This is a genomic window from Microbacterium sp. C448 (genome assembly GCF_000582705.2).
GTDB classification, from domain to species: Bacteria; Actinomycetota; Actinomycetes; order Actinomycetales; family Microbacteriaceae; genus Microbacterium; species Microbacterium lacus_A.
In genome coordinates this window covers 1-21,200 of sequence record NZ_HG779672.1, presented here as the reverse complement: position 1 = coordinate 21,200, position 21,200 = coordinate 1, and the positions used below count along the sequence as shown (strand labels likewise).

Here is a 21,200-nt window from a genome sequence, read left to right as displayed (position 1 = left end):
AGACCGTCCTGGAAACGAGGAGTTGTCAGCATGACCGAACGGCGTACCGTCCCCTTGGTCGATCTGGGCTGGCAGACCGCCCGCATCCGTGCCGAGGCGGATGCGGCGATCGGGCGCGTCATCGACAGGTCCAGCTTCATCCTCGGCGACGACGCCGATGCCTTCGAGCGCGCCTTTGCGAGTTATAGCGGTGTCGAGCACTGCCTCGGCGTCGGCAACGGCACGGACGCCCTCGAACTCGCGCTCGAGGCTGCTCACATCGGAGAGGGCGATGAAGTCATCCTCCCGGCGAACACGTTCGCCGCGACCGCGGAGGCCGTGGCGCGTGTCGGCGCCGTGCCGGTGCTCGTCGACTGCACCGACGACTACCTGATCTCGGTAGAGGCCGTCGCCGACGCGCTGACGCCCCGCACGCGAATGGTGGCGGCGGTCCATCTCTACGGACAGGCGGCACCGGTCGAGGCGTTGCGCACGGTGGTGGGCGACGGGGTCCTCATTCTCGAAGACGCCGCGCAGTCGCAGGGCGCTCGGCGCTACGGCGAGATGGCCGGGAGCCTCGGCGATGTCGCAGGGACCAGCTTCTACCCGGGCAAGAATCTGGGTGCGTTCGGCGACGCGGGCGCGGTCCTGACGAACGACGGAGAGCTCGCCGATACCGTCCGCAAGCTGCGCAATCACGGGGGCGTAGCGAGGTACGAGCACAGTCTGCTGGGACGCAATTCACGACTCGACAGCATTCAGGCGGTTGTCCTGACGGCCAAGCTCGCTCACCTCGACGAGTGGAACCAGTTGCGGCGTGAAGCCGCGAACGTGTACGGCGAGTTGTTGGGTGGCGACGCGCGCATCCGGCTCCCCGGCGTCGCCGATGGCAACGAGCACGTCTTCCATCTATATGTCGTCCGGGTATCCAACCGGGATCGCATGCTCGCGGGACTCTCGGACGCCGGGATCGGCGCGGGCATCCACTACCCCAGGCCCATCCACCTGCTGCCTGCCTTCGGGTTCCTCGCGCAGGGCCCGGGCAGCTTCCTGCGAGCCGAGGCGTTCGCCGACGAGATCGTGAGCCTGCCGATGTATCCGGGCATCACGGTCGAAGATCAGCAATACGTCGCGGAGACCGTGCTCGCGCTGCTCTAGACGACGTGCTTCGCGCGCGGATGCTAACGAACGGCGCGCCGTGTCACCGACGTGCGAGCCTGCGGAGCCCGCGCTTCGTGGATCGCGCGACGTGCTCGGCACGCTCAGCCATACCCGCGGAGAAGATTCGCGGCTCGATCTCCACCCCGTACGCGACTCTTCCCGCTGGGGTGAGGCGGCGCTTGTAGTGGTCGTGGTAGCCGCCGATGTCGACCTTTGCCAGTCCGGCGCTCCGAGCCGCATTGAAGCACTCGACGGCGACTCGAGTGCCGACGGATCCGGTGGAAGTCGGCATCGCCACATCCCTAGCGGTGATCAGTCCCACGAGCGTGTCGCCGTCGATGATATTGACCGTTGACGCCACCGCGCTGCCGTCGGGCGTGACGAGCGCGGTCGACATGAGCCGCTTCATGCGCAGCAGTTCGGGCCACAGCGCCCGCAGATCGTCGGCCGCACCGGCTTCGTCATTCGGATGATCGGTCCAGCGGCCCTCCCACGTGTCGATAGACCAGTCCAGCGTCGCTGGGTCGTCGTGCACGATGTCCCACTCCGCGGTCTTGCGCTCGACGCGCCGGAGGTCTTCCCACAGCCGGGTGGAGCGCCAGTACGCCTCGAAGTCGAACCCGTTCAGCGTCGCGACATAGGAGTCGAACGGTACGAGGCGGTGACGCGCGAAGTCCGCGTGCGCGTCACCGACGTGATCCACGATGAGAATGCGCAGCCCGAGTGAGGATAGGGCGGGCTCGAGCATCCCCTCTCGACACGGGATCGGCAGCGTCGGGGCGACGGTTGTCGTCGCGATCTCCCAGCGGTCCTGGCGTGCCCGGACCGTCGTCGCCAGGATCGGTTCACCGCGCTGCAGCACGATGACGTTCTTCTTGGGCACGCTCGTCGGCTCCGAGAGCGTGCGATGCACGAGGCGCGCGACCTCATCGTCGGCTGGTACGAGATGCTCGAGCGCGTCCTGGAACTCGGCGCTCGGCGTCTCCTCGATGACGACCCGCAGCCCCCGCAGCCGAGCCCGCAGCGATTCGGTCATGAGGCTCAGACTCTCGACCGCACCCAACGTGGTCCCGCCTTCACTTGGTAGCATCACCGTTCGCCCTACAAGCTAGCAGTCGCTGGAGAGGCGCTCGCGCGGAGCCTGCCTGCGTGACACATCAATGGACGCCGGTGTCCTCGTTGCGGACGCGTCGGCGCCCCGTCGCGAGAACACGCGGCAACACCACCAGGCTCCGCGCCCCGGTGCGGGTGAGGATGCGCGCGAGGCGTCTGCGAGTGCCGGAGGCCGCCCATGCGGCACGCAGCCTGGCGGTCGGATCCAGGGTCGCCGCGAATGTGACGAGCTCATCGATGTACTCGTCGGATTCCGGGGACGCGTCCCGTTCGATCCGCGCGAGAAGAAGCGCGTACTTCGCCGCGCCGCGCCGCGCGACTGCAAGATACCGTTTGCCGTGAGCGAAGCACTTCGAGGCAGACTCGAAGGCGTCCATCCGGTGACGCAGCTCACGCAGCTGTCGTCGCTCGCCGGTCATACCGCCCTGAGTCATGGACATGTTCGAACCGTGCACACGGTAGTACGCCTGCACGGTGCCAGCGATGAAGCCGACCTTCGCGCGCGCGGCGAATCTGAGCCACATCTCCACGTCGGATGTGTACGGCAGCGCCGGATCGTAGTCGCCGACCTCCCGCATCGTGGAGGTCCTGACGACCGCCTCCGGTGAGTAGATCTGGTTTTCGGCGTTGCGATACAGGCGGCTCGCCCATTCGACGCCGTCCCAGATCACCCAGTGGCTTGCGGGGTCCGGCACTTCTTGAGGCAGCTCCGCCTCGGTGGTGTAGTTCACCGGACCGTAGGTGAGCCCGACGTCGGGATTCGCTTCCATCAGCGCCGCTGCACGCGCGAGTGCGCCCGGCGCGAGGGCGTCGTCGGCGGATATCAGCAGCGCGTACGTGCCGGTGACCGTCGCGAGACCCTTGTTTGCCGTGCCGATGAGACCGAGGTTTTCCTCATTGCGGACGACCCGCACGCGAGAAAACCGCGACGCCAATTCTTCGGCGACGTGAAAGCTGTCGTCTGTCGAGGCGTCGTCCACGATCAGGACGTCGACGTCGACGCCTTCTTGGGTAGCCACGCTCTCCACGGCGTTCGGGAGGAAGTGCCCGTAGTTGTAGCACGGGATGACGACGCTGACAGTGGGCCGCGACGTCAACGCGACGGGCTCGGCCTTCCTCATCGGTGCGGATTCCCTCCGGTGACGACGCGTAGAGGTGAAGTCCTCGACGCCGAGCCGATCGTACCCCACAGTCAGAGTCCGCCCGGCGGGGTCCACCGGTGGACGCGATCCGTCGGAAGAGATGATCGCGACGCGCTGTAGAGTCGGACCGGTGGACATCCGATTCGGGCTCGGGATTCGCGAACGGCTCGCGACGGTAGGCGAGGGCGTCAAGAACACGGTAGGCGCTGCGCGTCTGTACGTCGATCGGCATGCGTTGGCTCGCTTCGGCCGAGACTCAGGACGTTCGGAAGGTCGGATCCTCTGCTATCACTCGCTGGACCAGCCCCGGTGGGGCGTCAATGACGTCAGTCAGGTTCGGTTCCGTCAGCAGATCGAGCTGGCGCTCGAGGCCGGCTATCGTTTCGTTCCCGCATCGGAGCTCGCTCGGACGGGTGGCGGGCCGCGGGACCTGAGTATCACCTTCGACGACGGCCCGCGAAGCGTTCTTTCGGCGGCAGCGCCCATTCTGGGGTCCTATGACATCCCTTTCTCGGTGTTCGTCGTGTCGAGGTGGTCGGAGGAAGGGCTGGGAGGGAACGCGCTCAGTTGGTCCGATGTCAGCCGCGTCGCCGAGCTGGGAGCAGAGATCGGCAATCACTCTGCCACCCATCCTGACTTCTCCCGGGTCACGAAGGACCAGGCGCTGCAAGAGATCCGCGACGCGGAGGAGCTGATCGAGAAGCGCACCGGTATTCGGACGACCACGTTCGCCATCCCGTGGGGGCAGTCGGGCAACTGGCCCGCCCACGCCGATGAGGCGGCGCGGGAACTCGGGTACGACGTGCTGTACGCGCAGGCGGAGCAGACGCGCGCGCCACGTACGGTCGCTCGCACCTTCGTGACCAAGTTCGATTCGCCGCGCGTCTTCGACGCGCTTCTGCGTGGCCGATATGACCGGTGGGAGGAGTGGATCTGGCCCGCCCGTAAGCGTTGAGCGACGTCTCATCCCGCTCCGTCTCAGCGTCGACGCGGCGTCTGCGTCATCCGAACGGGCGTTCCGTGTCGAGATACTCGTGAGCGAGCGAAGCGGGAACCTGCCGGTGGGACGTGTCGATCCTGCCGAGATGTCGTCCCAGTGCGAGCCCGAGGGATCTGGCTGCGCGGATGCGTGATGATCGCACCACACGACGCACGAAGTGTCGTAGCTCGTCCGGGTCGCGGAGATAATGCGCCAGGCGTCCGAGCCGTGAGGCGGGCGCTGGCACCCCGACGGCATCCACCGAGTTCACGACGACGCCGACCTCCCCGTCGCGCTCCTGTGTGGGCGGTCCTCCGCGCGCTGCATCGAACTCGCCGATGACGAGCGCGTAGCAGTGTTGCAGTTGGCGCCTCCCCTGCTGGTATCCCATGAACTGGCGCACCGTCGCAGCGAACCCCGCTCGACGGCTGTGGTCGATGATCGCGCTGCGGCACTCAGTTAGGGGGTAACCCCCTAACTGGAGCCGCCACGAGAGGTCGACGTCTTCTGCGGTGCGTAGTGTCTCGTCGAATCGACCGACGTGGTGAAAGGCCTCGGCATGGACGGCGAAATGTGCGCTGCTCCCGAACGGCAATTCGGGCAGAAACGGCATACGCAAGGTCGTGACCAGGTCGAACAGGGGGCGCTCGGTCGTGGAATACGTCGACTCGATGCGTGCGCACGTCACCACGAAGGGATTCTTTGCGAGCACCGGCAGGAGATGTGCGAGCCAGTCGTCGGTGACCGCGTCGTCGGCGTCGCAGAAGGCGAGCAGCGGCGCGCGCGCCGCGATCGCTCCCGCGTTCCGCGCGGCGGATGGTCCGCGGCGGGAAGAAGCATCGATGATTCGGAGGGGCAGTCGGCCGATCCACGCGCGCGCGACCGCAGCTGTGCGGTCTGTGGAACCGTTCTCGCTGATGATCACTTCCCACTCGACATCCATGCGCTGTCGCGACAGGGCCTCCAACTGCCGCCCGAGGGTCGCCTCCGCATTGTAAGCAGGGATGATCACGCTCACGACCGGCGCAGATGCTGCGATTGGAGCGCTGTCGGGGGCCACCCGGCGATCGTAGCGTGGACGCGAGCGCGGGCGCCTTCTGATCATGGACTGCGGTCAGGGGCGCGCATGCACTGACGCCTGTCGCCCGACTTCGATCGCGCTCACGCGGTCGGGAGACGACGGGGGACGGGCAGCTGCGCAACGCCGTCGACATTCTCCCTGCGGTATCCCCATCGGAATGCGAGGGCGGCGAGGTAGGGGGTGATCGAGACCGGGTTGCGTAGCACTTCGAGCGCCTTGCGGGGGAGCCGGCCCAGCCTGTCCAGGGCTCCTGCGAGCCGGTGCGCACCCTTCGCTGGCACGGCGACGGGCGCGGCGACCTGTGGGGCGACCTGGCGTGCGTAGGCGGCGCGAACGAGCGCGTACCGATGCGTGAGCACTCGTGTCCCCGCCCCTTTGGCGCGTGCCTGCCGGATCGCCGCCAGTATTCCGGCGCGCTTGCGGTAGTGCACGACAGCTGACGGTGCATCCACGAGCCGGTTCCCGGCGAGCTGCACTCGCCAGGAGAAGTCGAGATCTTCGCCCGCAAACAGTGACTCATCGAACCCGTCCACCGCCGCGAAGACGTCGGCGCGCACCCCCATGTTGTTGGACCCGCACGCGGGCAACTGTGGCAGAGCCGGGTCGTGGAAGGTGGGTCGGTCCCACCCGTAGTCCCACTCCCGTCCGGGATTCAAGAGCTTGTGTTCGACTATGCCCGCGACGAACGGTGCGTCCGCGAGCGCGTCGTGAAGCGCACGAGTCCAGCCCGCCCCCACGACGTCGTCGGCATCGCAGAACAGGAGCAGTGACGCGGTAGCGGCCCCGGCTCCGATGTTGCGTGCCGCCGAGGCACCGCGGCGGGACGAGGCATCGACGAGCCTCAGGTTCGGCATCCGATTCACGAAGGCGCGGACGATCGACGCAGTGTCGTCGTTCGAGCCGTTGTCGCACACCAGCACTTCGAACGGGAAGTCGACATCCTGGTCGGCGAGCGCCTCGAGTTGCTCGCCGAGGAAGGCCGCGGCGTTGTACGCGGGGATGACGATGCTCACGACGGGTCGTGCACGCAACGACATCGTCCTCTCCTCTCGTGCGCGCCGACCGCCGGTGCCGCACCGTTGATTCCATCATGGGGGATCGGAGGGCGGTAGTCGGTGCTCCCATATGCTGGACCGTAGCGGCGCCGATAGGCAGGCGGGGTGCCGGAGCGCAGCGGGGGGTGCGATGGTCGGCGATGAGGGGGCGGCATCCGCGGCGTTCGACGACGTCGAGATCGTGGTCGTCGCCTACGGCGCACCCGAACTACTGCGCGGCGCCCTCGCGCCGGTGCGCGGCTTCGCGGTCACGATCGTGGACAACTCTTCGATGCCCGAGATCGAGAGGATCGCGCGCGAGGAGGGCGCTGCGTATTGGGACCCCGACGCGAACCTCGGATTCGGTGCGGGCGTGAACTACGCGCTCGCGCGTCGTCGCCTGCCCGGAGCCGACGTGCTCCTGCTCAACCCCGACGCGGTCGTGGCGGCCGAGGTCATCGGCAGATTGCGCGAGTCGTTGCATGTCGAGCCGCGGATCGCGGCGGTGGGGCCCGCGCAGGTGTACGCCGATGGCAGCCATCAGCAGGTGACGTGGCCGTATCCTCGGCCGCTCCAGTACCTCGCGAGCGCGGTGATGCTCGGCGGGCTCGTGTCCGTCGAGCCGCGCTACGTCATCGGCTCGGTCCTGCTCGTCAATTCCGCGGCGCTTGAGGAGGTCGGTGGGTTCGACGAGGACTTCTTCCTCTACGCCGAAGAAGCCGATTGGGAGTACCGCGCACACAAGGCGGGTTGGCGCAACGTCGCTGTCGACGATGTCACCGCGCTTCACGTCGGTGCCGGCACAAGTCTCGACCTCGACCGCCGCGAGGTGTTCCTGCACGCCGGTCTGGAGCGTTTCCTGCGCAAACACTACGGGTGGTGGGGATGGCAGGTCGCCCGATGGTCGATCGTCGTCGGCGGCATCCCGAGGGTGCTGGTATTTCGCGGTCAGCGAGGGCGCGCGGCGCGCGCCCGCATGGACTTGTTCCGGCGGGGACCCGTAGCGGTGGAAGCGTCGATCCGTCAGCGGCCGGGGGTGCATGTCGATGACTGAGCGCGTAGGCGTCGTCGGGGGCGGCATTGTGGGGATCGCTCTCGCCCGACTGCTGACCGGTCGGGGCGATGACGTGACCATCTTCGAGAAGGAGTCGCACCTCGCTCAGCACCAGACCGGCCACAACTCGGGCGTGGTGCACGCGGGACTGTATTACAAGCCTGGCTCGCTGAAGGCGACTCTGTGCGCGTCAGGTCGGGTCAAGATTCGCGAGTTCTGCGAAGAGAAGCGTCTCCCGTACCGGGAGGTGGGAAAGCTCGTCGTGGCGGTCGATGCGTCGGAGCTCGCAGCGCTCGCCGAAATCGAGCGTCGCTCTATCGAGAACCGTGTCCCCGATCTCGCACGGATCGACGACATCGTCCGCCTGCGCGAGATCGAACCACACACCGCCGGCGTCGCGGCGGTCCACTCGCCCCGCACGGCGGCGGTCGACTACTCGACGATTACCGAGGCCATGGCACAGGATGTGCGCGCGGCGGGCGGGCGCATACTGCTCAGTCACGAGGTGACGGGTATGGCTGAGGAGAACGGTCGAGTTCGCGTGACGACGCCCGTCTTCGATGATGTCTTCGACCGTGTGATCGTATGCGCGGGGCTTCACTCGGACGCGGTCGCACGATTCGTCGGTGCGGATCCCGCGCCCAAGATCCTTCCGTTCCGTGGCGAATACTGGGAGATGACGCCCGAGAGTGCGTCGCTCGTGCGCGGCATGATCTACCCCGTTCCCGACCCGCGGTTCCCCTTCCTGGGCGTGCATTTCACGCGCGGGGTCTACGACGCTGTGCATGTCGGCCCGAATGCGGTGCCCGCTCTCTCACGCGAGGGTTACCGCTGGCTGCGGATATCGGCGAGGGACACGTGGGAGTCGCTCTCCTGGCCGGGAGCATGGCCGCTCGCGAAGCAGCATTGGCGGATGGGGGTCGACGAGATCTCGGGCTCGCTGATCAAGCCGCTGTACTACCGAAAAGCGCGCCGCTTCCTGCCGGAGTTGAAGATCTCGGATCTGTCACACAGGGCTGCTGCGGGTGTCCGGGCTCAAGCTTGGGGACGCGCGGGGGAACTCATCGACGATTTCGCCGTCGACCAGGTCGGAGCCGTCACGCTGCTGCGTAATGCTCCTTCGCCTGCTGCGACCTCCTCGATCGCGATCGCGGAATATGTCGCGGAGCACTACCTTGCCCCGACGCCGCGCTCGCGACTGCACCGTCGCTAGGCTCGACGGATGAGAGTGCTGCGGGTCGCCCACCATGCCGTCGTGTCGGCGTGGCGCGAGCGCGAACGACGGCTGCGCGGTCTCGGCGTCGACCTGAAGCTGATCTCGGCCCAGCGCTGGAACGAAGGCGGCCGCGATATCGACCTCGAGGCGGACGGTGACCGGTTCGTCGCGCCGGCATCGACGCTCGGCACACACCCGAACGCCTTCCTCTACGATCCGCGCCCGTTCTGGCGCTCGCTGAAGGCCCGCCCCGACATCATCGATCTGCACGAGGAGCCCATGGCCCTCGCGACGGCCGAACTTCTGCTGCTGCGCAAGCTGAGGGGCAGCAGGGCGCCCTACGTGCTCTACTCCGCGCAGAACATCGACAAGCGCTACCCGATCCCGTTCCGCTGGTTCGAGCGTGCTGCGCTCCGGGGCGCCGCGGGCGCCTATGTGTGCAACCGGGAGGCTGGGGAGATCCTCGTGCGAAAGGGTCTGCGCGGACCCGCGCGGCTCATCCCCCTCGGAGTGGATACGGCACGATTCTCGGTCCCGGAGCGGGACGAGCCCGGGGACGCACCGATCATCGGATACCTCGGGCGTCTGGAGCCGTACAAAGGTGTCTCGACGCTCTTGCGCGCCGCCGCTGATCGTCCGCGGTGGCGCATCGAGATCACCGGCGACGGGCCTCAGCGAGAAGAGCTGGTCGCGCTCGCCGCGGAACTCGGCATCGCCGACCGGGTCGCGTTCCTCGGCTTCGCGCAGGGCGATGAGCTCGCCGACCGGTATCGGCGGGTCGACGTCGTGGCGGTGCCGTCCGTGCCGTGGCCGGGGTGGCTCGAGCAGTTCTGTCGTGTGGCCGTCGAGTCCATGGCCTCGGGCGTTCCCGTCGTCGCGAGTCGCTCGGGCGCCATCCCCGACGTCGCCGCCGAATCCGGCATCCTTGTCGAGCCCGGGGATCCCGAGGCGCTTCGCGACGGCATAGATGCGGCGCTCGTGCCGTCGCGTTGGAGAGACCTCCGAGTACGCGGACTCGCTCGTGCGGCGGACTTCACGTGGGAGCGCGTCGCGGAGCAGCAGCTCGCCCTCTACCGGGAGGTGTCTCCCGACAGCGATTCCGGAGCGGCCCGCCCTCCTCAGGTCGTCGCGATCGCCTATGGCGAGGCCGATATGCTCGACGGCGCGCTCGAAACTCTGGGCGACGGGTTCGGCCTCACGATCGTCGACAACTCGTCATCGGGCGAGACGCGCGCGATGGCCGAGCGCCGCGGCGCGCACTACATCGACCCGGGCAGCAATCTCGGCTTCGGTGCAGGCGTGAACGTGGCCCTGAAATCGCTCGCCGAGCGCGGACTTGCGGCGGACGACGTTCTGCTCCTGAACCCGGACGCCCGGATCGGCGCCGATGCGGTGGCCGAGATGCACCGCGTGCTGCACTCGGGCGCGCGCATCGCGGCAGTCGGGGCGACACAGACCGAGCCCGAGAGCGGGGATCGGGTGCGCGCCGCCTGGCCGTTCCCGAGTCCGTCTCGCGCGTGGATCGACGCGCTCGGATTCGGCCGCTTCGACCGCGCGCAGCACTTCGCGATCGGATCCGTGCTGCTGCTGCGCTCCGAAGCGATCTCGACGATCGGTCTGTTCGACGAGCGGTTCTTCCTCTACGCCGAAGAGGTCGACTGGCAGAAGCGTGCGACGGATGCGGGTTGGCGCATCGCCATTGCCCAGGTCGATGCCACGCACATCGGCGCAGGAACGGGGGGCGACGGCACCCGGCGAGAGGCGCTGTTCTTCGCGAGCAACGAGGAGTACCAGCGCAAGCACTTCGGCGCAGCGGGGTGGCAGTCGTTCCGCATCGCCGTCATGCTCGGCGCGGCGGTACGCGGCGCTCTTCTGCGGGGGGCGCGTGGCGCCGATGCCCGCAGGCGCCTGGCGATCTTCCGGGAAGGGCCGATCGCGCATCTTCGCCGCATCAGCTGAGCGTGTGCCCCGCGAGCTTCTCCTGGTGCACGCGCTCGTAGACGGCGAGCGTCTGCTCGGCGACGGATTCCCAGGACGTGTAGCCGGCGGCATCCCTGCGTGCCCGCTCGCCCATCCGGCGCCGTAGGTCGCGGTCGTCGACGAGCGGACGCAGCACCCGGGCGATGGAGGCGCCGTCGCGTTCGATGACCGCACCGTTCTCTCCTTCGACGATGAACTCCTCGGCCACGCCGAGGTTGGTGGCGACGAGCGGGAGCCCGGATGCCGCTGCCTCGAGTTCGACGAGCCCGAACGGCTCGTACATCGTCGGGAAGACGAAGATGTCGGATGCCTGGAAGTAGTCCTCGACGACGGGGGAGTGGCCCACGAACGTGACTCTGTCGGCCACGCCGAGTTCGGCGGCGCGCGACCGGAAGGGCCCGGCGTCGTCGCCACCGACGACGAGCAGCTTCACCGTGATCGGCAACGCGGGGAGGGCGTCGATGATCGCGCGCAGCCCCTTGCGGCGAAACTCCTTGCCGACGAACAGCAGCACGACGTCGTCGTCGATGTAGCCGTGCTGAGTGCGGATGCGGGCGCGGCGGGCTGCGGCATCCGTCGGCTGGAAGCGCGTCACGTCGACGGCGTTGGGGATCACGGTGATGAGGTCGGGGTCGACGCCGTAGTACCGCGTGAGCTCGCGTCCGACGGTCGGGGAGACGGCGATGGCCCGGCGGACGCCGCCCGGCCGGTAGTTGCGCTGTTCAACCCGCAGCACCGCGTGGTGGAAGGGATTCGCGAGGGCTCGTAGCGCCTCGCCGTTGCGGAACTTCATCTCCCACCAGGCGCGGTGGCAGCTGTGCGCGGTGATGACGTCCTGCACGCGCGTTGCGCAGCCGCCCTGGTTGTGGATGATGTCGAAGCCTTGGCCGTCGAGTGCCCGCGTAGCCGCGGCCGAGTACGTGACGGGCACGATGAAGCCCGGTTTGCTGCGCGCCTCGACCCGCAGCCACTTCAGCGGCGGCTCGGGGAGTGGATCGACGTCGGTCGCCACGAGCGTCAGATCGATACGGTCCTGAATCCGCAGTGCCAGTTCGTAGGACGCGCGCTCGATGCCACCCTCGTTGTTGAACCGGAATGACGACATCGCTACACGCACACGGCAATGCTAGCCAGGCACGAGGCTGCCTCGGTTGCTCATAGACTGCAACGGGATTACGCGAGGGGCGGTGACTGACGTGCGAGTAGTGCACCTCGTCTGCTCGACGGGCTTCGCCGGCGTCGAGAACTACATCGTCAACGTCGCCTCGGGGCTGGCCCGCGACGGAGTCGACGTCACCGTCATCGGCGGGTCGTCCGCGCAGATGCAGAGGGCGCTCGCGGCGACGGATGTCGACTGGCTTCCCGGAGACGACATGCGTGGCGCGCTGGCATCGCTGCGCAGGACTGCGGCCCCCGACATCCTTCACACGCACATGAGTCAGGCCGACCTCGTCGGATGGCTGCACCGCCGCTGGCGTGGCCGCAAGAGCCGACAGGTGAGCACGCGCCACTTCGCCGGTATGCGCGGTACCAGCAGCCTCGCACGAGCGGCCTTCCGCCCGGTCGGCCACTCACTCGCTGCCCAGATCGCCATTTCGCAGTTCGTCGCCGAGAACGTCGAACCGCCCACCGAGGTCGTCTACTCCGGGGTCGAATCCGCGCATGCCGCGATGTCCCGTGAGCCATTCGTGCTCGCGGCTCAGCGCCTCGAGCCCGAGAAGTGCACCGCGGATGTGATCGAGGCGTGGGCGCGCTCTCGCGGTGCCGACGAGGGATGGACGCTGCGGATCGCGGGCGACGGCTCGGAGCGCGGCCAGCTCGAACAGCTCGCGCGCGCGCGGGGGGTCACGGGAAGCGTGGAATTCCTCGGGCATCGCTCCGATGTTTCGGAACTGCTCGCGAGGGCCGGCCTGGTCGTCGCCCCGACTCCGCGCGAGGGGCTCGGGATCCTCGTGCTGGAAGCGATGGCCCAGGGAACACCCGTCGTCGCATCCGCGGGTGGGGGGCACCTGGAGACCGTCGGCGTCGCCACGCCCGATCTGCTCTTCGCCCCCGGCGACGCGACCGACGCGGCACGCGTGATCGATGGACTGCTCGTCGATCCCGGGCTCCGTTCGGAGGCGGGAAGCGCACTCCGCCGCCTGCAGCGGGACCGCTTCACGATCGGCGGCCAGGTCGCTGGCACACGCGCGGTCTATGAGCGGGTGCTCGCGTGAATCGTGACCTCGTCGTGCTCTCGCTCGAGCCGTGGGATGACGTGTGGCGCCGCAACCAGTACCTGGTGGACGGACTCCTGCGCGCCGATCCGACCCTGCGCGTGCTCTTCGTCGAGCCTTCGAACGATCTGCTGCACTCCGTCGTCGCGGGCCGGGGCATCAATCGCGGCCGAGGCCTTCGGATCGCGGACGGGTACGCCGGTCGCCTGAGCCTGTTCCAACCCGACAAGGTGCTGCCGCGATTCGCGGGGCCCGCTGCCGATGCGCTTCTTCGACGGGACGTGCGCCGAGCGGTCGCGAGAGCGGGACTCGTGGAGCCGGTGCTCTGGGTCAACGACCCCAGCTGGGCCGGTCTCGTGGCAAGGACGGGCTGGCCGAGTCTGTACGACATGACCGACGACTGGCTCGCCGCCGACCGCGGCGAACGTGAGCTCCGTCGGATCGCCGCGAACGAAGCGGTGTTGATGCAGCGTTGCCGCGCCGTCGTGGTCTGCTCCACCGGGCTGTTCGACACGCGCAACGAGGAGCGCTCGGTCGTCCTCATCCCCAACGCCGTCGACGTCGCGCGCTATCGCGTGCCCCATGATCGGCCCGCTGACCTGCCGGAGCGGTCCGCTCTCTATGTCGGCACGCTCCACGAGGACCGGCTCGACGTCGATCTCGTCCTGCGGACGGCGGATGCCGCGGCATCCGCTGCGGGATCGGTCGTGCTCGTCGGTCCTTCGGCCCTGGCCGCCGCCAACGTCGATCGACTCGCGGCTCACCCCGCGGTGGCGCTACTCGGCCCGAAGGCCTTCACCGATGTGCCGGCGTATCTCCAGCACGCCGCGGTCCTGATCGTGCCGCACATCGTGGACGCGTTCACGGACAGCCTCGATCCGATCAAGCTCTACGAATACCTCGCGGTCGGCCGACCCGTCGTCAGCACCCCCGTGGCGGGGTTTCGCACGCTGGCGAGCAACTCCCTGACCGTCGCCGATGCCGCCGCGTTCCCGGATGCGGTGTCCGCGCTCCTGGCGGATCCCGCACCGTCCGTGGTCGTGGAGGACGTCCCCGACTGGAAGGACCGGGTCGCGGCCTACGTCGAGGTACTCGCGCCGCTCAGGGCGGAGTGAGGCGGTTGCCAGGGCGGACGGCTCCGGCTGGCGGGCTCAGTAGGCGCCGTCGGCCTTGAGGACCGAGCCGACCGTACGCCAGACGAGCCGGAAGTCCCCGACCACGGACCAGTTCTCGACATAGCGCAGGTCCAGGCGGACGCTCTCCTCCCAGGAGAGGTGGCTGCGGCCGCTCACCTGCCACGGGCCGGTGATGCCCGGCTTGATGTAGAGACGTCGATACGTCGAGGTGCCGTATTCCTTGGTCTCGGCCAGGAGAGGCGGGCGCGGACCCACGATGCTCATGTCGCCGGCGAAGACGTTCCAGAACTGCGGCAGCTCGTCGAGCGAGTACTTGCGCAGGAAAGCGCCGACCCGCGTGACGCGAGGGTCGGACTTCAGCTTGAAGAGCGGACCGGACCCCTCGTTCTGCTGCTTCAGCTTCTCGAGCTGCTGCTCGGCATCGACGTGCATCGAGCGGAACTTGAGCATGAAGAACTCCACGCCGTCGCGTCCCACGCGTCGCTGGCGGAAGAACACCGGTCCGCGGCTGTCGAGCTTGATCGCGAGCGCGATGAAAGGAGTGGCGAGACCGATGAAGAGCAGCGCGATGGAGGAGAGCGCGACATCGAAGGCTCGCTTGGTCAGGTGACGCCCACCCTCGAAGGTCGGGATCTCCACCTGGATGAGAGGCAGGCCCTCCATCGGCCGGAGCGACATGCGGGGTCCGGCGACGTCCACGAGCGGGCTCGAGAGGACGAGCTCGGCCGCGGTACCCTCCAGCTGCCAGGACAGACGCTTGATGAATCCGCGGTCCTCGTCCGGGGTGCTCGCCAGGATGATCGCATCGGCGCCGAGCGCCGTGGCCTGCGAGGCGATGCTCCGGAGGTCGCCGTACGCGCGGTAGTGCTCGCCGCCGACGACGATCTCGCTGTCCTCGCCGGTATCGAGCGTGATGCCCACGACGTGGTAAGCCATGCGGCCGTCCGCTTGGAGCGAGGAGAGGACGTACTCGACATCGTGGCGGTTGCCGACGACCATCGCACGCGAGACGTAGAGGCCGGCCACCCGCTGGCGCTGCAGCCAGCGTCGCCACAACCAGCGGCTGAGCACGAGGCCGACGATACCGACGGGCATCGCGATGAGGAGCTGTGACCGGATCCCCTGCGACTGCATCAGCACGAAGCCGATCGCGAGGATGCCGAAGGCGAGACCCGTCGCGTGCAGGACGCGCTTGTACTCCGTCATTCCCTGTCCCATGACGCGCGAACTCCGCGACTGGAACAGTGCGAGCAGTAGCAGCCAGATGGCGGCAGTGACGAGGAACACGCGACCGTACTGCCACGGTGCATCGGTCAGGTCGACCTGCGCGATCGTGTCGATCTGGATCCACGCTGCCAGTCCGGCGGACGCCAGGACGATGACGAGGTCGGTCCAGACGAGCCGCATCCGGTAGTAGCGCTCCCAGCGCTGCCGCCTCTCGAGCGCGGCGGTCGTGACGGGAGACGCGATCGCCCGCGTGGCGGGTGCGACGATGGTCGGCGCGGCGACCGGCGTCGCGACGAACGATGAGCGCAGCGCGGCGATCCGCGCGTTCTCGACGGTAGTCATGGCTTTCCGTCACCCACGGAAGCCGTCATTGCAGATGCCTGCACGTATATCCCCAGTTGCTCCCCAGATCGCGGCGCCCAAGCCGCGACAAATTCCCCAATGCATCACCAAGAGGTACCCCTCGGATCGAACCCCACGTTCGATCACCCAGAAAGACCCAACCCCAAGTTCGGTCTTTCCTGACAGCCGGTGCCAGGTGATGCAGTGTCGATGCTACCGGAGTCTTGCGGCGAACCGGAAGCGAAGAATGCTCAGATTGTGCTCAGTTTCTGCGCAACATCGGATCGAACCCCGTCGTGACCGTGGACCAACGGGGGAACGGTTCGGTATGCGCCATCATGGGGGTGGCGATACTCGATCGTCTTGTATTGGGTTCATGCACGCGGACGGCCCGAGATGGAGGCCCCAATGACCGACTACATACTGACCGCCGGTGCGATCCTCACGATGGACCCCAAGAATCCTCGAGCCGAAGCCGTCGCGGTATCGGGGGAGCGGATCGTCGCGGTCGGGACGCTCGCGGATTGCCAGACCGCCCTGCCCGGCGCCGACATGCGCGATTCGGGCGTCGCCGTCCTCATGCCGGGCTTCATCGACTCCCACTCCCATCCGGTCCTGAGCGGCTTGGCGACGATGCCGCCCGGCTACTACATCGCCCCGTGGGTGGCTCCCACCTGGGATGCGGTGCTCGCGATCTTCCAGAAGGCGATCGACGAGACCCCCGCGGGCACGGCGCTGTCCTTCTTCGGCTACGACGGGCTTCTGCAGAATCACGACGCTCCGACCGCCGTGTCCCTCGACGCGATCTTCGGCGACCGGCTCGTGCTGGTCTTCGGCAACTCGGGACACACGGCGTACGTATCGTCGGCGGTCCTGCGCGCGCTCGGGTGGATCGACAACCCGCCCGCCGACCCGCCCGGCGGCAGCTACGGGCGGCTGCCCGACGGGAGTCTGGATGGCTCGGCCACCGAGGTCCCCGCGTGTCTCGCCCTGGCGCATCCCGTGCTTGCCGCCCTGCCCGGAAAGCCGCTGCAGGGCGCCGTCGAGTACTACGCCTACATGTCGCGGGCGGGCATCACGTCGACGTCCGAGCACACGTATCAAACCAGCCTCAAGCCCGCGTACGAGGCCCTCGCTGCCCTGCCCAGCTCACCGCTGCGGGTCGCTCTTTACCACATGTCCACCGAGGCCGACTGCGGTGAGCCGTTCGTCTCGACCGCGCCTCAGACCATGTTGCACAAGCGGGGAATCAAGCTGTGGGCCGATGGCTCTCCCTGGGTCGGCAACGTCGCGATGTCCGAGCCCTACCTCGATACCCCCGCCACGCGGGCGGCCGGAATCGCCGCCGGAGTCGCGGGCGAGAAGATGATGAACTACCCCCGCGAGCGCCTCGACGCGCTCCTGGACGAGCACGCGCCCCAGGGGTGGCAGATGGCCTTCCACGTGAACGGCGACATCGGGCTCGACATCGTGCTCGACGCCTTCGGTCGCGCCCTCGAGAAGCACGACCTGCTCGGCACGGACCACCGGTGGCGCGTCGAGCACGTCGGGGGAGCCCGCGGCGAGCAGTTCCGCCGTGCCGCGAGCCTCGGCGTGGTCGCCTCGATGGGCCCGTTCCAGTACTACTACTGGGGTGACCTGCTCGACGGGCAGCTGTTCGCGACCGAGACGGGCGCGGGATGGCAGCGGTTCCGCGATGCCTTCGACGCGGGGGTGCATCCGTCGTTCCACAATGACGGGAGCGTTTCGCCGCCGACCCCGCTGCTGAACGTGCAGACCGCGGTGACACGCCGCACGAGTTCGGGCGCCGTGCACGGCCCCGACCAGTCCGCGACGCTCTGGGAGGCGCTCAGCGCGCAGACGATCAACGCCGCGTACGCGCTCGGCACGGACGGCGACGTCGGATCGATCGAGCCTGGCAAGCTCGCAGACTTCGTCGAACTCTCGGCCGACCCCTACGCCGTGCCGCCGGAGCGGATCGGCGAAATCCGGGTGCGCGGCACTTGGCTCGGTGGGCAGCGGATCGACGTGGAGGAGTTCGTCGAGGCATCCGGTCAGGTCGATCACGCCTCGTTCGAAAAGCTGCGCGCGATGGGGCCGCCGGCCTGCTGCCACCACGCCGCGCACGGCTGATCGCCGGAAGGAAGCGGATGTCTCGGATGCTGGCGTTCGTCGCCGATCGTGCGCTCACCTCGCGCGAGGCCTGGGGTGCGGACCTGATCGCGGAGTTCGCCGGCCTCGCGCGCCTGCACGCCGACGGGTGGGGAAGCGCATGGATCGATGCCGATGCCGATGCCGATGCCGATGCCGATGCCGATGGCGAGGTTGCGAGCACGGGAGGCGTCGAGGCGTTCGAGCCGGGCGACCTCGATGGGGCCGCGGCCAGCGTCGCGCGGATCGCGTACCTGCGCTTCGCGAGCAAAGGGTCGCCCGCGCTTCCCGAGAACACGCAGCCGTTCGTCCGCGAGGGGCTCGCGTTCCAGCACAACGGGCTGCTCGCGCCGCGTGATCGGGCGCTGGGCCTGTTGGAACCCGCGGATGTCGCACAACTCGTCGGCACGACCGACAGCGAGGTGTACTTCGCGATCGTTCGTCGGCACCTGCGGGCCGCCGGTCCGGACGAATCCGCTCGGCTCACGGCGATCGCGGCGGCGGTCAACGAGGTGCGGGCGGTCTACCCCGATGCCTGTCTGAACGCGTTCCTGCTCGACGATTCCGGCCTGTTCGTGGTGCACGCGGCAGGACGCGCGGTGACCCCGCTGCCCGCTTTCGCGGAGCGCGGGTTCACGCCCGACCTGCTGCCACCGGGGCACGGCCCGGACTACAACACGTTGCGCATCGTGCGCGCAGCATCCGGAGCTTTCGTCGTCGCGACGACGGGCGTCGATCAGGACGGTTGGGACGCGCTTCCCATCGACTCGGTCGCGCGCATCGACGCGGCGGGCATCCGATCCGTTCTCATCGAGCCCCCGGCCGCCGGCGCGGGCATACGCTCGGTCTCGATGACTTCCCCCGATTCTCACGAGACATCCCCGGATGCCGTGGCGACGCTCGTCGTGCAGGTCGCCGTCACGAAACTCGATGCGCTCGCCGTGATCTCGCTCGCGGTCGACAGCCCGGTGCTCGCCGCGGGTTCGGCGCGGCCTCGCATCGAGCTCGACGGGGGTGCGTGGGCCGAGGTCGAAATCCCGAAGTTCGGTGAGCCGCCGCCCCTCGCGATCGATGTGCGTTCGCCCCTCGGGCTCGACCACGCGCAGTTGTCGGCGCTCGGGCTTGCCGCCGCGTTGGAGCGCCAAGCGGGCTGGAGCGTCTACCCAGACTTTCCCGTCGCCGCGCCCTGACTGTGGACCTTCCCACGCGGTCCGCGGAAGTCGATGCCCTGCTCGCCGCGACGGATCACCGCCACGTCGCGGTGATCGACGCAATCCGGGAGGAGCTGCTCGCCGTGCCGGGCGTGGCCGAGAGCATCAAATGGAAGGCTCCGAATTACGCACTCGCGGATGACTTCGCGACGATGAGTCTGCGCAAGCCAGAGGCCGTGCAGCTGATCCTGCACACGGGCGCGAAGCCGAAGCCGAAGCATCCGGAGATCGGCGTCGACCCGTTGCCCGCCTTCGCCCGCCGGGCCGACCGCAACCGGCTCGTCCTGACGTTCACGGGCGTAACGCTGCCAGACGAGGATCGACTCGAGCTGCGGCGGATGATCAAGGCGTGGACTGCACAGCTGGCGTGATCCCACTGTCGCGCCGGATGTGCCACGCGTGAGGTCAACCCCGGTTTCGGTCCGGCGAGTCCCGCGAGGATGGCTGGCGCTTCACCCCTCTTCTCACGCTCCCCTCGCGCGAAGGCTGATGTTCCGGATGCTTCGCCCGCTATGGTGAGTCGTGCCCTACGCGATCGCCCTCACCGTCGTGCTCGTCGGCCTTGCCGCCTTCCAGCTGGCGCTCGCTCTGGGCGCGCCGTGGGGGCACTTCGCATGGGGCGGCCAGCACCGCGTTCTACCCACGGGTTTGCGTATCGGAAGTGGTGTTTCGATCCTCATCTACGCTCTGATCGCGGTGGTCGCGTGGGATCGCGTCGGGGCTATCGACGTTTTCCCGGATCTGTTCTCCGACATCGGCATGTGGGTGATCTTCGGGTACTTCGTGCTGGGAATCGTCCTGAACGCGATCTCTCGGAGCAAGCCGGAGCGGTACACGATGGTGCCCGTCGTTGTCGTCCTCGCGGCGCTGTCGTTGCTCATCGCGCTGGGCTGATCGATGCGGGACGGTGCGGTGCGGTCCGCGATCGCGGCTTGAGGCGATCGATTCGCCGGGTCACGCAGACAGATCGCCCAGGATGTGCGAGTACCCGGCCCGGTAATCGGGATAGGTCAGCCCGCCGACGGTCGCGCGGAACAGCGCCCCCGACATCCGTCGTCCTGAGACGTCGGTCGCGTCTGCGAAGGGCGGCGGATCGACTCCGAGGGTGGCGGCGATGAACGTCGCGACGTCGCGCAGGGGCGCCGGGTGGTCGTCGGTGGCGTGGAGGAGAGGGGGAGGGCTCGGCGACCGCAGCACCGTGTAGATCCCACGGGCCAGGTCGTCTTGGTGGATCCGGTTCGTGAGCCTGTTCCCGTCGAGTTCTTCTCCTACGCGTACCCGCTCGGTCAGGGAGTTGCGTCCGTCGCCGTAGATCCCGGCAGGACGGATGACGTGGGCTCCGAAAAGCTCGACGGCCAGTCGTTCGCCTGCGAGCAGCGACTCGGCGCGCTCGCTCCGGGGCGCGGGCTGGCTGCCCTCGTCGATCGTTTGCGAAGCGGCAGCCCCTTCGAAGACGCGTGTGGACGAGACGAAGACGACTCGAGAAGGGCGGGCCGCCAATGCTGAATCGACGTTGGCGAGAGCGCGTTGGTAGGTGTCATCATCGGGGCCGGTGGCGCGGGAGCCCGGCGGCAGCGTGAAGACGATCGAATCGATCGGTGGCAGCGCGATATCGAGGGGTTGCGTGACATCGGCCGCGATCGTCGTGAACGCCTCGGGCAGGTTGCCGGGATTGCGACGGATGCCGATCACGGCCCCACCGTCCGCTAGAACGAGTCGACCGAGCGCCGTGCCGAGCCGTCCGCATCCGACGATCAGAAGCGAGCCGACGGCGCGAGGGGACTCGTGCGAGGGCAGCGAGTCAGGTCGAGGTTGCGGATGGTGCGGCTCGGTCACAGGCCATCCCTTGATCGAAGGCGAGACTACCCGTCGGGGGTCCCATGGTCTCACGGGTGAACTTTGCTCCGTCGTGGACACTTTGGTCCCTACCGGACCGCGAGGTGGGCGTCACGCCCTGAGACCCGGCGGCCAGGTGGGTGGCCTCGTTGTGGGTCGTCTTCTAGGTCTGGAAAGGGCCCATATCCGACCCCAGGCCGGCCCAGCTCGGTGCCCAGGGCGACGCGGAAAACGCCTCTCACCAGGGCAAAGCAAAACCCCCGCGGATAGAAGCTCCGCGAGGGTTTCTGGGGTGACGTAATGATCACCCGTGTGGCTCCGACGGGCGTCGATCCCGTGACC

The 21,200-nt window shown here is 68.2% G+C and carries 18 protein-coding genes; 11 read left to right on the top strand and 7 right to left on the bottom strand.

The window, feature by feature from the left end; all coding sequences use genetic code 11:
• Positions 1-30: 30 nt before the first annotated feature.
• Positions 31-1,137, top strand: a complete 1,107-nt coding sequence (locus tag MIC448_RS07945; RefSeq protein ID WP_036298084.1) for a DegT/DnrJ/EryC1/StrS aminotransferase family protein — start codon at positions 31-33, stop codon at positions 1,135-1,137.
• A gap of 43 nt (positions 1,138-1,180) precedes the next feature.
• On the opposite strand, the gene MIC448_RS07940 is transcribed toward MIC448_RS07945, so the two are convergent.
• Both MIC448_RS07940 and MIC448_RS07935 read right to left on the bottom strand, forming a co-directional pair.
• The gene (locus MIC448_RS07940) at positions 1,181-2,176 is read right to left on the bottom strand and encodes a GNAT family N-acetyltransferase (RefSeq protein ID WP_036298083.1); all 996 of its coding nucleotides are present in this window, start codon (positions 2,174-2,176) and stop codon (positions 1,181-1,183) included.
• Positions 2,177-2,297: 121 nt separating this feature from the next.
• Positions 2,298-3,374: a glycosyltransferase gene (locus MIC448_RS07935; protein ID WP_158497530.1), complete on the bottom strand. Its 1,077-nt coding sequence runs from the start codon at positions 3,372-3,374 to the stop codon at positions 2,298-2,300.
• A 151-nt stretch (positions 3,375-3,525) separates the two neighbouring features.
• On the opposite strand from MIC448_RS07935, the gene MIC448_RS07930 reads away from it, so the two are divergent.
• A complete protein-coding gene (locus MIC448_RS07930) occupies positions 3,526-4,350 on the top strand; it encodes a polysaccharide deacetylase family protein (RefSeq protein ID WP_199484421.1) in 825 nt (274 codons plus the stop codon).
• 46 nt (positions 4,351-4,396) lie between these two features.
• Here the strand turns inward: MIC448_RS07930 and MIC448_RS07925 are convergent, their stop codons facing one another.
• Together MIC448_RS07925 and MIC448_RS07920 are read right to left on the bottom strand one after the other, a co-directional pair.
• Positions 4,397-5,392 (bottom strand): glycosyltransferase family A protein, encoded by a 996-nt coding sequence (locus tag MIC448_RS07925; protein ID WP_158497529.1) that lies wholly within the window; start codon positions 5,390-5,392, stop codon positions 4,397-4,399.
• 143 nt (positions 5,393-5,535) lie between these two features.
• On the bottom strand, positions 5,536-6,492 hold the full coding sequence (locus MIC448_RS07920) for a glycosyltransferase family 2 protein (protein WP_051513369.1): 957 nt from the start codon (positions 6,490-6,492) through the stop codon (positions 5,536-5,538).
• 148 nt (positions 6,493-6,640) lie between these two features.
• Here MIC448_RS07920 and MIC448_RS07915 point away from each other — a divergent pair, with 148 nt between their 5' ends.
• From MIC448_RS07915 to MIC448_RS07905, 3 genes are read left to right on the top strand one after another with little or no spacing between them, the layout of a single operon-like run.
• Positions 6,641-7,543 carry a glycosyltransferase family 2 protein gene (locus MIC448_RS07915; protein WP_051513367.1) on the top strand — a complete coding sequence of 301 codons (903 nt, stop codon included), beginning with the start codon at positions 6,641-6,643 and terminating at the stop codon, positions 7,541-7,543.
• Complete coding sequence (gene lhgO / locus MIC448_RS07910; RefSeq protein ID WP_036298140.1) at positions 7,536-8,756, top strand: L-2-hydroxyglutarate oxidase; 1,221 nt, start codon at positions 7,536-7,538, stop codon at positions 8,754-8,756. Before MIC448_RS07915 ends, lhgO begins: the two co-directional genes overlap by 8 nt.
• 9 nt (positions 8,757-8,765) lie before the next feature.
• Entirely contained in the window at positions 8,766-10,718 is a 1,953-nt protein-coding gene (locus MIC448_RS07905) for a glycosyltransferase (RefSeq protein ID WP_036298082.1), read from the top strand.
• On the opposite strand, the gene MIC448_RS07900 is transcribed toward MIC448_RS07905, so the two are convergent.
• On the bottom strand, positions 10,711-11,856 hold the full coding sequence (locus MIC448_RS07900) for a glycosyltransferase family 4 protein (RefSeq protein WP_036298081.1): 1,146 nt from the start codon (positions 11,854-11,856) through the stop codon (positions 10,711-10,713). The two genes, MIC448_RS07905 and MIC448_RS07900, sit on opposite strands and share 8 nt — an antisense overlap.
• A 70-nt stretch (positions 11,857-11,926) precedes the next feature.
• Between MIC448_RS07900 and MIC448_RS07895 the strand changes: the two genes are divergently transcribed.
• Both MIC448_RS07895 and MIC448_RS07890 read left to right on the top strand, forming a co-directional pair.
• Complete coding sequence (locus tag MIC448_RS07895) at positions 11,927-12,955, top strand: glycosyltransferase family 4 protein (RefSeq protein WP_144238013.1); 1,029 nt, start codon at positions 11,927-11,929, stop codon at positions 12,953-12,955.
• Entirely contained in the window at positions 12,952-14,070 is a 1,119-nt protein-coding gene (locus MIC448_RS07890) for a glycosyltransferase (protein ID WP_036298080.1), read from the top strand. Before MIC448_RS07895 ends, MIC448_RS07890 begins: the two co-directional genes overlap by 4 nt.
• A gap of 36 nt (positions 14,071-14,106) precedes the next feature.
• On the opposite strand, the gene MIC448_RS07885 is transcribed toward MIC448_RS07890, so the two are convergent.
• On the bottom strand, positions 14,107-15,660 hold the full coding sequence (locus tag MIC448_RS07885) for a sugar transferase (RefSeq protein WP_036298079.1): 1,554 nt from the start codon (positions 15,658-15,660) through the stop codon (positions 14,107-14,109).
• A gap of 408 nt (positions 15,661-16,068) precedes the next feature.
• Between MIC448_RS07885 and MIC448_RS07880 the strand changes: the two genes are divergently transcribed.
• The 4 genes from MIC448_RS07880 to MIC448_RS07865 all read left to right on the top strand — a co-directional run bounded on the left by MIC448_RS07880 (position 16,069) and on the right by MIC448_RS07865 (position 19,916).
• The gene (locus MIC448_RS07880) at positions 16,069-17,793 is read left to right on the top strand and encodes an amidohydrolase (protein WP_081766259.1); all 1,725 of its coding nucleotides are present in this window, start codon (positions 16,069-16,071) and stop codon (positions 17,791-17,793) included.
• A gap of 17 nt (positions 17,794-17,810) precedes the next feature.
• Complete coding sequence (locus MIC448_RS07875) at positions 17,811-19,001, top strand: class II glutamine amidotransferase (RefSeq protein ID WP_081766258.1); 1,191 nt, start codon at positions 17,811-17,813, stop codon at positions 18,999-19,001.
• Between the two features lie 2 nt (positions 19,002-19,003).
• Positions 19,004-19,393, top strand: a complete 390-nt coding sequence (locus tag MIC448_RS07870) for a hypothetical protein (RefSeq protein ID WP_051513363.1) — start codon at positions 19,004-19,006, stop codon at positions 19,391-19,393.
• Between the two features lie 151 nt (positions 19,394-19,544).
• Positions 19,545-19,916 (top strand): hypothetical protein, encoded by a 372-nt coding sequence (locus MIC448_RS07865; protein WP_036298078.1) that lies wholly within the window; start codon positions 19,545-19,547, stop codon positions 19,914-19,916.
• Positions 19,917-19,976: 60 nt separating this feature from the next.
• Here MIC448_RS07865 and MIC448_RS07860 read toward each other — a convergent pair whose 3' ends face one another.
• A complete protein-coding gene (locus tag MIC448_RS07860) occupies positions 19,977-20,858 on the bottom strand; it encodes a sugar nucleotide-binding protein (RefSeq protein WP_158497528.1) in 882 nt (293 codons plus the stop codon).
• Between the last annotated feature and the right edge of the window lie 342 nt (positions 20,859-21,200).

What these genes read in the sequence shown, in the direction of transcription:
- MIC448_RS07880 (WP_081766259.1), top strand. Translation starts at nt 16,069, where the DNA reads ATGACCGACTACATACTGACCGCCGGTGCGATCCTCACGATGGACCCC.
- MIC448_RS07875 (WP_081766258.1), top strand. Translation starts at nt 17,811, where the DNA reads ATGTCTCGGATGCTGGCGTTCGTCGCCGATCGTGCGCTCACCTCGCGC.
- MIC448_RS07945 (WP_036298084.1), top strand. Translation starts at nt 31, where the DNA reads ATGACCGAACGGCGTACCGTCCCCTTGGTCGATCTGGGCTGGCAGACC.
- MIC448_RS07905 (WP_036298082.1), top strand. Translation starts at nt 8,766, where the DNA reads ATGAGAGTGCTGCGGGTCGCCCACCATGCCGTCGTGTCGGCGTGGCGC.
- MIC448_RS07885 (WP_036298079.1), bottom strand. Translation starts at nt 15,660, where the DNA reads ATGACTACCGTCGAGAACGCGCGGATCGCCGCGCTGCGCTCATCGTTC.
- MIC448_RS07935 (WP_158497530.1), bottom strand. Translation starts at nt 3,374, where the DNA reads ATGAGGAAGGCCGAGCCCGTCGCGTTGACGTCGCGGCCCACTGTCAGC.
- MIC448_RS07915 (WP_051513367.1), top strand. Translation starts at nt 6,641, where the DNA reads ATGGTCGGCGATGAGGGGGCGGCATCCGCGGCGTTCGACGACGTCGAG.
- MIC448_RS07940 (WP_036298083.1), bottom strand. Translation starts at nt 2,176, where the DNA reads ATGACCGAATCGCTGCGGGCTCGGCTGCGGGGGCTGCGGGTCGTCATC.
- MIC448_RS07920 (WP_051513369.1), bottom strand. Translation starts at nt 6,492, where the DNA reads ATGTCGTTGCGTGCACGACCCGTCGTGAGCATCGTCATCCCCGCGTAC.
- lhgO (WP_036298140.1), top strand. Translation starts at nt 7,536, where the DNA reads ATGACTGAGCGCGTAGGCGTCGTCGGGGGCGGCATTGTGGGGATCGCT.